A 10,389-nucleotide genomic window follows, 5' to 3' on the forward strand; every position below is an offset into this window, starting at 1 on the left:
GCGCCCGGTGCAAGACCCCGATGCCAGGGTCCGTGACCCTTGGCATCCGGCCGGGAAGGCGGTACCTTGGGCACGACGTCAGCCCCTGGCGCGGGGTCCCTGGCTCCGCCTGCCCGGACTTGTCCGCCAACCGGCTTGGCCCGCCATAAGCCAGCCCTTCGCCAGCCTTCCTTCACGCCCATGGTCGATGCCCCCTGCCCTGCCGGACCCCTGTCCGCCCCTGGCCGGCCGATGAGCGCCGGCGATCTGGCCCGGGTGCTGGAGCTGGTGGACCGGGAGCCCTTTGCCATCTTCCTGGACACCGCCCGACCCGGGCCGGGCGAGCGCTTCTCCTACCTCTACCGCCATCCGGTCCGGCAGCTGCGCCTGGCAGCCGCCGCGGAGCTGCCCGCCTTCCTGGCCGCCTGCCAGGAGGCCATGGACCAGGGCCTGATCCTGGCCGGCTATCTGGCCTACGAACTGGGCTATCTCCTGGAGCCGGCCCTGGCCGGACTGCTGCCGGCCTCCGACCTGCCGTTGGCCGAGCTGGGGGCCTTTGCGCGGCCGGAGGTGTTCGACCATGCCACCGGCCGCTGGCAGCCGGATTCCCCCTGCCCGGCCGGGCCGACCCCGGCGGCCGGTGAGTATCGGATCACCGGGCTGGCGCCGGATCTCGGCCAGGAGCAGTATACCCGGGCCGTGGCCCGGATCCTGGACCTCATTGCCGCCGGCGACACCTACCAGGTCAACTACACCCTCAAGTACCGGTTCTCGTGGACCGGCTCCGCCGCCGCCCTCTACCTGGCCCTGCGCCGCAGCCAGCGGGTGGCCTATGCCGGCTATCTCCGGCTGGGGGCGCGCCGGATCCTTTCTTTGTCGCCAGAGCTCTTCTTCCACGCCGCGGGCGGCCGCTGCACGGTGCGGCCCATGAAGGGCACCAGCCGCCGGGGCCGGGATCGGGTCGAGGATGAGGGCCGGCGCGAGGCCCTGGCCGCTGATCCCAAGAACCGGGCCGAGAACGTCATGATCGTCGACCTCCTGCGCAACGACCTGGGCCGGCTGTGCGTGCCAGGGGGGGTGGCGGTGGCGTCGCTTTTCGATGTCGAGACCTACGAAACCCTCCTGCAGATGACTTCCACCATCGAAGGCCAGCTGCGGCCGGAGGTGGGACTGGCCGGGCTTCTTGCCGGCCTCTTCCCCTGCGGCTCGGTGACCGGCGCCCCCAAGATCCGCACCATGGCCATCATCCGGGAGCTGGAGGCGGGCCCCCGGGGCGTGTACACCGGGGCCATCGGCCATCTGTCGGCTGCGGGCGGCACCATGAGCGTGCCGATCCGCACCGTGGTCCTGGAGGAGGGGAAAGGCGAGATGGGGGTCGGCTCCGGCATCGTGGCGGACTCGGATCCGGAGCGGGAATGGGCGGAATGCCAGCTCAAGGCCGAGTTCCTGGCCCGGCCCCATCCCGAGTTCGGGCTGGTGGAGACCATGCTCTGGCGGCCAGCCACCGGCTTCTGGCTCCTGGCCGGGCATCTGGAGCGCCTGGCCGAGTCGGCGGCCTTCTTTGGCTTTCCCTGCGACCGGCCCGCTCTGGAGGCAGCCCTCCAGCAGCAGGTCGAGACGCTCGCCGGCAGCCAGAGCCAGCGGCTGCGGCTGGTGCTGGCGCCGGACGGCAGCTGGCGGCTCACCGCCATCCCCCTGCCAGCGGGCGCCCGGCCGGCCGGCGAGCCGCCGCTGGTGGCCCTGGCGGGCCAGCGGGTCGACTCGACCTCCGTCTTCCTCTACCACAAGACCACCTGCCGAAAGCTCCAGGACCAGGAGCTGGCGCGGGGCCGGGAGCGGGGTCTGTTCGAGGTCATCTTCACCAACGAGCGGGGGGAGGTGACCGAGGGGAGCTTCACCAACCTGTTCATCCGCCGGGACGATCTGTTCCTCACCCCGCCCGTATCCTCCGGCCTCCTGCCCGGCGTCTTCCGCCGCCACTTCCTGGCCCGACAGGGGGGCAGGGCCCGGACCCAGGTGCTCACCCCAGAGGATCTGACAAAGGCCGAGGCAGTGTACGTGGGCAACTCGGTGCGGGGCCTCGTCCCGGTGCGCTACTGCGCGGCCGGCTTGCCCTTGGCACCGGCCCGGGCCTTGGGGTAAGGTCCCTGGCTGGGATAGCCCAGGGCCTGCCAGTCCATCCGGCCGTCCTTCTTGTGGCAGTCCGCACACTTCAAGGCCTGCTTGGCCGGTGGCACCATGTGGTTGATCCGGTAGAGCATGCTGGTCTCCACGAATTCCACCTCGCCGCCAAAGGCCAGCCCAGCGCCCTTCATCCCCTCCTTCAAGGCCCGTTGCCAGTCGCCGGTGGCCGCCAGCGAGCCCTCACCCGCCAGCTTGGGGATGGCCAGGTAGCCGTTCTTGACATCCAACGGCTGCCGGGCGGTCAGACGCTTGAAGGGGAAGATGCGGGCCTCGGGCTCGTCGATGGCGCCCAGGGGCGCGGTGAGCTGCGCCGGCCGGGCAGCGTCGATCTTGTCGCCCACCCGGGTCACGTGGGCCTTGCGGTTGAACCAGGCATAGACCGGCGCCACGTTCTCTTCCCAGACCAGGGTGCCCTTCTCTTTGTCGTAGAGGGGCCGGCCAGCCGCATCGGTCTCGGCCTCCTTGGCCTGGCCGGCGGTGGACCAGTCCACCCGGGTGATCGTGGCGGTCCTCCGGGCGAACAAGGGGATGTGACAGGTCTGGCAGGCCACGGCGCTGGTGTGGCGGTTGAGACGGCCGGAACGGTGGGGGGCCATTTCATGGCAGTCCGGGCAGTCCAGCCGGTTGCCGCCGCCCGGGGAGACGGCCATGGCGTTGCCTTTGATGTCATGGAGGGAGGCCTTGTGGCAGGTCTGGCAGGTGAAGCCCAGCTCCGAGGACATGTGCACGTCCAGGTCCCGGCTGGGCTCCAGAAGATCGGCTCCCAGGTCACCATGCTTGGCGTTGTCGAAGCCGCCGGCACCGAAGTGGCAGATGCCGCAGTTGCGGCGGGTGGGCTTGACCACCGAGCGGGCGACGGCCAAAAGATCCACCGCCGCCTCCCCAGGCTTGCTGCCAGGACCGAAGCCCTCCGGCAGGCCGCCAATGCCCTTGCGGTAGGTGCCGGTGTCGTCGTGGCAGATCAGGCAGTCGACGGCGGAGGGCTGATCAAAGGCGAAGCGGCCGTCGGTCCAGCCGTAGCTGGGATGGCAGGCGGCGCAGGCGCCCCAGTTGGAGGGGATGGCCAGACACAGGCTGCTCACCGCCACCTTCTTGCCAAAATCCACCGCCCCCTGCCCCGGCAGGCTTTGCAGCCCGAGCCAGCGCCAGTGGCTGGTGCGCATCAGCTCGGTGGCCACCGTCTTGTGGCACTCCAGACACTTCTCGGTGACCGCCTTGGGGCTGGTGAAGGGGGTGCTCATGGCCCGGCTGTGCACCTCGGCCGCCGCCCAGGCCCTGCCAGGGGCTGCCACCAGAAGGGCCAGACCCAACCCCGTCACCGCCTGCCGCCATCGCTTCGCGTCCATTCCCGCATCCTCCTTGTCGCCACGTCGTCCCGGCGCCGGCCGCCGGCCTCTTCCCTTCTAGCATGGATGGCCCGGTGGGGTCAAAGGGGTGACTGACAGGACCCGCAGCGACCCGCTGCCGTCAGTCCGATTTTTCGTTTGACCCCGGCCCTGCCTTGTGGCATAAGATGACCAGCCGGTTCTGGCGCTGCCGGATGCCAGGTGTATCCCAGTCCAACGGTAGGTCTTCGCTGAAGAGCGGCAGCGAGGCCGACATGAAATGACCCAGCTACGGAGACCAGCCATGAGCCACGACGAAGGTGGAGCCGAGAAGCGGCGCTTCCAGCGCTTTCCGGTGCGCGATCTGGCCTTTGCCGTTCTGGAGCCCTATTTCGGACGCCTTGGCCAGCTCAAGGACGTCAGCCGGGGTGGGGTGGGGTTCGAATATGTGGAGTTCGAGGAGGCAGGGCCGGAACGGCCGACCGGGCCGTTGCGGCTGGAGGTGATGCGGCTTGCCGAGGGGTTCTGCCTGCAGGACTTCCCCTGCCGGATCGTCTATGACGAGAAGAGCCCCAACGCCAGCGCCCTGGTCCACAGCGTGATCACCCGTCGCTGCGGGGTTGCCTTCGGCTCCCTGTCCGCCGAGCAGGAGACCGACCTGGACCAGTTCATCACCAGCCACGCGTTGTCCGGCTGACCGGCGTCGCCGGCGCCCCCTCCTCACCCCAGGCCGGGGCTCTGCCGGGGCAGCTCAGCCGCCGCTGTCCTCCCCCAGCTGGTGGCGCACGATGCAGGCCACCAGCGCCTCGATGGTGGCCTGCGGCGGCTCGATGTGCACCGGCAGGCCGGCCTGGCGGGCGGTGGCACTGGTGACCGGCCCGATGGAAGCCACCTGCACCCCGGCCATGAGCTGGGCCAGCTCGTCCGGGCCGGCCGGCTGCAGCATGGCGAGAAAGTTGCGCACCGTGGAGGAGGAGGTGAAGGTCACCAGATCGATCTGCTTGCCGGCCAGCCGCCGCCGCAGCTCCTCCTCCTGGCCCTGGGGCCGCACGTTCCGGTAGACCGGCACCAGCCGCACCTGGGCGCCGGCCGCCACCAGGGCCTCCGGCAGCACCTCCCGCGCCTCCTGGGCCCGGGGGATGAGGAAGCGCTGGCCGGCAATCCCCTGCCCCACAAAGCTCGCCACCAACCCCTCCCCCTGGAAGACCTCGGGAATGAGATCCGGCCGCAGGCCCCGTTGCGCCAGGGCCTGGCCGGTCTTCTCCCCCACCGCCGCAATCCGGGGACCGGCCAGGGACCGCACGTCCTGCCCCCGCTCCAGGAGCCGGCTCATGAAGAGCTCGACCCCGTTGGCGCTGGTGAAGACCAGCCAGTCGTACGAGGACACCTGATCCAGCTCGGTGTCCAGCTCCTGCCAGCTGGCCGGCGGCCGCATCTCGATGGTGGGGCAGGCAAAACAGCTGGCCCCCAGCTCCTCCAGCTGCCGCACGAGCTCGCTGGCCTGGGCCCGGCTGCGGGTGACGGCGATCCGCTTGCCGAACAGCGGCCGCCGCTCGAACCAGTTGATCCGATCCCTGAGGCTCACCACCTCGCCGACCACGATGATGGCCGGCGGCCGCAGGCCTGCTTCCCGCACCCGGTCGCTGATATCCCGGATCGTGCCCACCACGGTCTGCTGCTCCGGGGTGGAGGCCCAGCGCACCACCGCCACCGGCGTCGCCGGATCCCGGCCGTTGGCCTCCAGGCGGGCCATGATCGAGGACAGGTTCTTGATGCCCATGAAGAACACCAGGGTGCCGATGCCGGTGGCCAGCTTGTCCCAGGCGATCTGGCTGTCCGGCTTGGTGGGATCCTCATGGCCGGTGACAAAGGCCACGGTGGAGGTGCAGCCCCGGTGGGTGATGGGGATGCCGGCATAGGTGGCCGCGGCCACTGCCGCTGTCACCCCAGGCACCACCTCGAAGGGGATGCCGGCGGCCACCAGGGCCTCGATCTCCTCGCCGCCGCGGCCGAAGATGAAGGGATCGCCGCCTTTGAGCCGTACCACCTGCCGGCCGGCCGCCGCCTTGTCCACCAGGATGGCGTTGATCTCCTCCTGGGAGCAGGCGTGGTGGACCCCGCCCCGCTTGCCCACGTAGATCCGCTCCGCGCCCTGGGGGGCGTGGGCCAGAAGCTCCTCGTTGGCCAGGTAGTCGTAGACCACCACCTCGGCCTGCGCCAGAAACCGAAGACCCTTGACGGTGATCAGCTCCGGATCCCCGGGACCGGCGCCCACCAGATAAACCTTGCCCGTGCTCATGCCCCCTCCATGCTGCGGCCGTAGACCGCCTCCAGGATCTCCCGGCCGCCGGCGTCCAGGATCTCGCCGGCGAGATCCCAGCCCAGGGCTTCGGCCTCGGCGGCCGGCGCGGTGCGGGCGCGCTTCACCAGCCGGCTGCCGTCCACCGCCGCCACCAGGCCGGTGAGGGTGACCTGGCCGGCCGCCACCTCGCCGTGGGCGCCGATGGGCACCTGGCAGCCACCCTCCAGCCGGGCCAGGAAGGCCCGCTCCGCCCGGACCGCCACCGCCGTCTCCTCGTGGTTGAGGAAGCCGAGCCGGGACAAGAGCCAGTCATCCGCCCGCCGCAGCTCCAGGCCCAGGGCGCCCTGGCCGATGGCGGGCAGCATCTCGACCGGCGAGAAGAAGGCGGTGGCCCGGTCGATCATCCCCAGGCGCCGCAGCCCGGCCGCAGCCACCACCACCGCGTCAAAGGCGCCCTCGGCCAGCTTTCTCAGCCGGGTGTCCAGGTTGCCCCGCAGGTTTTCGACCGTAAGATCCGGCCGCAGATGCACGAGCTGGGCGCGGCGCCGCAGGCTGCTGGTGCCCACCCGGGCCCCGGCCGGCAGCTCGGCCAGGGACTGACAGCGGCTGGCCACAAAGACGTCCCGGGGGTCTTCCCGCTGGGTGACCACCCCCAGGTGCAGCTCGGCCGGCAGCACGGTGGGCACGTCCTTCATGCTGTGCACCGCCAGATCCACCTCGCCCCGGACAAGGGCGTCCTCGATCTCTTTGACAAACAGCCCCTTGCCGCCCACCATCGCCAGGGGAACGTCCTGGATCTTGTCCCCCTTGGTGACGATCTTGACCAGCTCCACGGTCAGGTCCGGGAACCGGGTCTCGATCTGGGCCTTGACCCAGCTGCTCTGGGTCCAGGCCAGAAGGCTGCCTCGGGTGCCGATGCGGATACGGGTGCTCATGGTTGCTCACCGGTGCGCGGCAGGCCGCGCAGGCTAGGAAACGTCACCGAATGCCGGCCCTGCCCGGCCAGCGGGCAGATCCGGCGCCTAGTGGCAGGAGTGGCAGGAGCCGCCGGCGCAGCCGCCGCACTTGCTGGCCCCGCTGGTCACCTCGCCGCCCGGCCCCTGGGAGCGGAAGGCGAAGGTGGACATCTGCTTGGCGAGATCCGAGCTGCCGCAGGCCGGGCATACCGGCCGCTCGCTGCCCAGAACCAGGGTCTCGAAGGGCTTCTTGCAGGCGTTGCAGACGAAATCGAACAGGGGCATGACGGTTGGCTTCTCCCAAAGCAAAGGACAAAGGACGCAGCAGGGCTCAGCCGGTGGCGGCAGGCCTTGCCGCCAGGGCTTCCAGCAGGGCGGCCACCAGGAGCGGCACCATGATCTCGTGATGGCCGGTGAGGTGAAAGCCCTGGCCGCCCTCTCTGGTCGGCCGATGGACCACGTTGGTCAGCGGCCGGTACTGGCGGATGAAATCCATGTTGACACAGGTGATCGCGGCCACCGGATGGCCCAGGTTGCGGGCTGCGGTGAGGGCCTTGAGGAAGACCTCCGGCAGCAGCACCGCCGAGCCGATATTGAGGTAGGCGCCGCCGTCCAGGCCGGCCACCAGGCCGGCAAAGACCCGGAAGTCGTGCAGGCTGGCCTGGCCGATGGCCGCGCCGTCGGCACTGGGATGGATATGGACGATGTCGGTGCCCAGGGCCACATGCACGGTGAGCGGCACCCCCAGACGGGCAGCGGTGGCCACCAGGCTCAGGTGGTTGAACGGAAAATCCCGTTCCAGGAGCAGGGCGCCCAGCCCGGCCCCCAGGCCGATGCCGGCGGCCGCCGCCCGCCGGGCGCCTTCGTTGACGATGAGACCGGTCTCCCGGGCCGCCCCGAAGGCGCCGGAGCCGATGACCTCGTCCACCTCCTCCGAGGTGCGGCCCACCATGGCCAGCTCGGAGTCATGGACGATGCCGGCGCCGTTCATGGCCAGGCCGGCCACCAGTCCCCGCTCCATGAGGTCGATGAGCAAAGGCGACAGCCCCACCTTGATGACATGGGCGCCCAGACCGATGACCAGCGGCTTGCCCCGGCGGCAGACATCGGCCAGCCGGCCGGCCAGGACCCGGAAATCGCGGCCCAGCAGGATATCCGGCAGACTGGCCAGAAAGGCGCCCAAGCTGCCGCCCGGGGTCACCGGCCGGGCGAAGGCCTCCACCGAGACCTTGCTGGGCCGCTCCGCAAGCGAGTAGGTGGCTAGCCCGGACAGGTCCAGGGGCGCGACCGGTCCCCGGGCCGGCGGGCGCGGACCTTCTGGTGTCTTCATGCCGGCCGGCCCGCCGCCGGGCCGCAGAAGAGCTCTTCTTCCACCAGCTGGCAGAAGAGATGGCCCAGCCAGGCGTGCGTCTCCTGGATATGGGGGGTCTGGCGGCTGGGCACCACCAGGGCCAGGTCCGCCGCCGCAGCCACGGCACCGCCGTCACCGCCGGCCCAGGCCACGGTGCGCAGCCCCATCCCCCTGGCCACCTGCAGGGCCAGGAGGACGTTGGCCGAGCCGCCGGAGGTGGAGATGGCGATGGCCAGATCCCCGGGCCGGCCCAGGGCCTGGATCTGCTTGGCAAACACCTGCTCGAAGCCGAAATCGTTGCCGATGCTGGTCAGAACCGAGCTGTCGGTGGTGAGGGCCAGGGCGGCCAGAGGCGGCCGGGCCAGGAGGAAGCGGTTGACGAATTCCGCGGCCAGGTGCTGGGCATCAGCAGCGCTGCCGCCGTTGCCCATGAAGAGGATCTTGCCGCCTGCGGCCAGGGTGGCCACCCCCCACTGGACCAGGGTGACGATCCGATCGGCCTGGCCGGCCACCAGCTCTTCTTTGGCAAGGATGGACTTGCGCAGGCTGTCGGTGATACGATCGAGCACGTTCAAGATCCGGGGGCCGCTGGCGTGTTGGCGGTTGCGTCCGGGGCCGGGGCCGCGAGCGCCGGAGAAGATGCCGCCGCGGCTTCGCCCGCGCCGCGGGGAGGAGGATCCCAAAAAGTAGTCGAGCTGCCTTCCCTTGTCAACGGCGCAGCCGGAAGGCCGGGATATTCGACCAGGCGCAACGCCGCATGGGCGAGGCATGCCTCGCCCCTACGGGAGGCGGATCCACGCCCGACGCCGGCACAGGCCGTTGGCCGGACCACTCCGGTGACCGGCGTCGCCCTGCAGTCTGGGCGTCTGTTTGTCGAATATCCGGCCGGAGGCCACGCCACTCGGACTTGACAGCTGCCGCGGCAGCGATAGGCTTGACGACTCCCCATCACCCCTTTCCGGAGACCACCCGCCATGCGTCCGGTCCGCTCCTTTCTCCTCGTTGTCCTCGCCGCCACCACCTCCCTTCTGGCCGGCTGCGGCTACAACACCATCCAGGCCAACGACGAGGCGGTGATCGCCGCCTGGGGGGATGTGGAGGCCGCCTACCAGCGCCGCCTGGACCTCATCCCCAACCTGGTGGAAACGGTCAAGGCGTACGCCAGCCACGAGCAGGAGACGCTGACGGCCATCACCGAGGCCCGGGCCAAGGTCGGGCAGCTGCGCCTGGGGGCCGAAGGCGCCGGCGACCCGGGGGCCTTTGCCTCGTTCCAGGCGGCGCAAGGCCAGCTGACCTCCGCCCTCTCCCGGCTTCTGGTGGTGGTGGAGCGCTACCCGGATCTCAAGGCCAACCAGAGCTTCCGGGACCTGCAGCACCAGCTGGAGGGGACGGAGAACCGCATCAATGTGGCCCGCACCCGGTACAACGAAGCGGTGCGGGTCTTCAACACCTCGATCCGCAGCTTCCCCAACAGCCTCACCAACCGCCTGCTCCTCAACCTGCCCCGGCGGGAGCCCTTCAAGGCCGACGAGGGGGCTGCGCAGGCGCCGGCGGTGAAGTTCTGATCTCATGGCCGCCTGCCCCCGCGCCCTGCGCCGCCTGCTGGCCCTGGCCCTCCTCCTGCTGCCCTGCTGGGCCCTGGCCCTGCCGGTGCCGGAGCCCCAGGGCCTGGTCACCGATCTGGCCGGTCTGCTGTCGCCGGAGGCCCAGGCGCAGCTGGCGGCCCGGCTGGCCGCCTTCCGGGCCCAGGAATCCACCGAGATCGCGGTGCTCACTGTCGAGACCCTGGAAGAGGAAACGGTCGAGGACTTCGGCATCCGGGTCGCCGGCCGCTGGCAGATCGGCCAGAAGGGCAAGGACAACGGCGTGCTGCTGCTGGTGGCCAAGAAGGAGCGCAAGATCCGGATCGAAGTGGGCCGGGGCCTGGAGCCGGTGATCACCGATCTTCTGGCCGGGCGTATCGCCGATCAGGTGATCCGGCCGCTCTTCAGGGAGGGCCGCTTCGAGGAGGGCCTGACCGCCGGGGTCGAGGCCATCATCGCCGCCAGCCACGGCGTCTTTGTTGCCGAGCCCGGCTCCGGCAAGGACGCCCAGGCGGAAGACCGGGTCAACCCGCTTTCCGTTCTCCTGGTGCTCCTCTTTGGCCTCGCCATCATCGGCGGCATCTCCCGGCTGCTCGCCGCCGGCGCCGGGGCGGTGGCCATGCCGGTGGCGGCCCTGGCCACCGGTATGACTGGCGGCAGCCTCCTGGCCCTGGCCCTCCTGGTGCCAGCCGGCGCCCTGGCCGGCCTG

General features: G+C 70.6%; 10 protein-coding genes. 4 read left to right on the forward strand and 6 right to left on the reverse strand.

The genetic code is table 11. The features are described 5' to 3' along the window. The first annotated feature begins 231 nt into the window (after window positions 1-231). Window positions 232-2,121 (forward strand): aminodeoxychorismate synthase component I, encoded by a 1,890-nt coding sequence (gene pabB / locus AB1634_01785; GenBank protein MEW6218248.1) that lies wholly within the window; start codon window positions 232-234, stop codon window positions 2,119-2,121. Here pabB and AB1634_01790 read toward each other — a convergent pair. Then, entirely contained in the window at window positions 2,073-3,509 is a 1,437-nt protein-coding gene (locus AB1634_01790; GenBank protein ID MEW6218249.1) for a tetrathionate reductase family octaheme c-type cytochrome, read from the reverse strand. The two genes, pabB and AB1634_01790, sit on opposite strands and share 49 nt — an antisense overlap. A gap of 283 nt (window positions 3,510-3,792) precedes the next feature. On the opposite strand from AB1634_01790, the gene AB1634_01795 reads away from it, so the two are divergent. Next, entirely contained in the window at window positions 3,793-4,185 is a 393-nt protein-coding gene (locus AB1634_01795) for a PilZ domain-containing protein (protein MEW6218250.1), read from the forward strand. Between the two features lie 54 nt (window positions 4,186-4,239). On the opposite strand, the gene cobA is transcribed toward AB1634_01795, so the two are convergent. The 5 genes from cobA to AB1634_01820 form a co-directional block, all read right to left on the reverse strand. Then, on the reverse strand, window positions 4,240-5,787 hold the full coding sequence (gene cobA / locus AB1634_01800; protein ID MEW6218251.1) for a uroporphyrinogen-III C-methyltransferase: 1,548 nt from the start codon (window positions 5,785-5,787) through the stop codon (window positions 4,240-4,242). After that, window positions 5,784-6,725 (reverse strand): hydroxymethylbilane synthase, encoded by a 942-nt coding sequence (gene hemC / locus AB1634_01805; protein MEW6218252.1) that lies wholly within the window; start codon window positions 6,723-6,725, stop codon window positions 5,784-5,786. Before hemC ends, cobA begins: the two co-directional genes overlap by 4 nt. An 87-nt stretch (window positions 6,726-6,812) precedes the next feature. Continuing rightward, window positions 6,813-7,031 carry a zinc ribbon domain-containing protein gene (locus tag AB1634_01810; protein ID MEW6218253.1) on the reverse strand — a complete coding sequence of 73 codons (219 nt, stop codon included), beginning with the start codon at window positions 7,029-7,031 and terminating at the stop codon, window positions 6,813-6,815. A gap of 46 nt (window positions 7,032-7,077) precedes the next feature. Next, the gene (locus AB1634_01815) at window positions 7,078-8,076 is read right to left on the reverse strand and encodes a hypothetical protein (GenBank protein ID MEW6218254.1); all 999 of its coding nucleotides are present in this window, start codon (window positions 8,074-8,076) and stop codon (window positions 7,078-7,080) included. After that, complete coding sequence (locus AB1634_01820; protein MEW6218255.1) at window positions 8,073-8,612, reverse strand: SIS domain-containing protein; 540 nt, start codon at window positions 8,610-8,612, stop codon at window positions 8,073-8,075. The genes AB1634_01815 and AB1634_01820 overlap by 4 nt, the downstream gene beginning before the upstream one ends. Window positions 8,613-9,071: 459 nt before the next feature. On the opposite strand from AB1634_01820, the gene AB1634_01825 reads away from it, so the two are divergent. Further along, a complete protein-coding gene (locus AB1634_01825) occupies window positions 9,072-9,662 on the forward strand; it encodes a LemA family protein (protein MEW6218256.1) in 591 nt (196 codons plus the stop codon). A gap of 4 nt (window positions 9,663-9,666) precedes the next feature. Next, window positions 9,667-10,389 (forward strand): TPM domain-containing protein (locus AB1634_01830; protein ID MEW6218257.1); only part of this gene is annotated, 723 nt, incomplete at its 3' end.

It is taken from the genome of Thermodesulfobacteriota bacterium, assembly GCA_040755095.1.
Lineage (GTDB): Bacteria > Desulfobacterota > Desulfobulbia > Desulfobulbales > JBFMBH01 > JBFMBH01.

Excerpts from the sequence above, each read along its gene's own strand:
- pabB (MEW6218248.1), top strand. The coding sequence starts at position 232 with ATGAGCGCCGGCGATCTGGCCCGGGTGCTGGAGCTGGTGGACCGGGAG.
- AB1634_01790 (MEW6218249.1), bottom strand. The coding sequence starts at position 3,509 with ATGGACGCGAAGCGATGGCGGCAGGCGGTGACGGGGTTGGGTCTGGCC.
- AB1634_01795 (MEW6218250.1), top strand. The coding sequence starts at position 3,793 with ATGAGCCACGACGAAGGTGGAGCCGAGAAGCGGCGCTTCCAGCGCTTT.
- cobA (MEW6218251.1), bottom strand. The coding sequence starts at position 5,787 with ATGAGCACGGGCAAGGTTTATCTGGTGGGCGCCGGTCCCGGGGATCCG.
- hemC (MEW6218252.1), bottom strand. The coding sequence starts at position 6,725 with ATGAGCACCCGTATCCGCATCGGCACCCGAGGCAGCCTTCTGGCCTGG.
- AB1634_01810 (MEW6218253.1), bottom strand. The coding sequence starts at position 7,031 with ATGCCCCTGTTCGATTTCGTCTGCAACGCCTGCAAGAAGCCCTTCGAG.
- AB1634_01815 (MEW6218254.1), bottom strand. The coding sequence starts at position 8,076 with ATGAAGACACCAGAAGGTCCGCGCCCGCCGGCCCGGGGACCGGTCGCG.
- AB1634_01825 (MEW6218256.1), top strand. The coding sequence starts at position 9,072 with ATGCGTCCGGTCCGCTCCTTTCTCCTCGTTGTCCTCGCCGCCACCACC.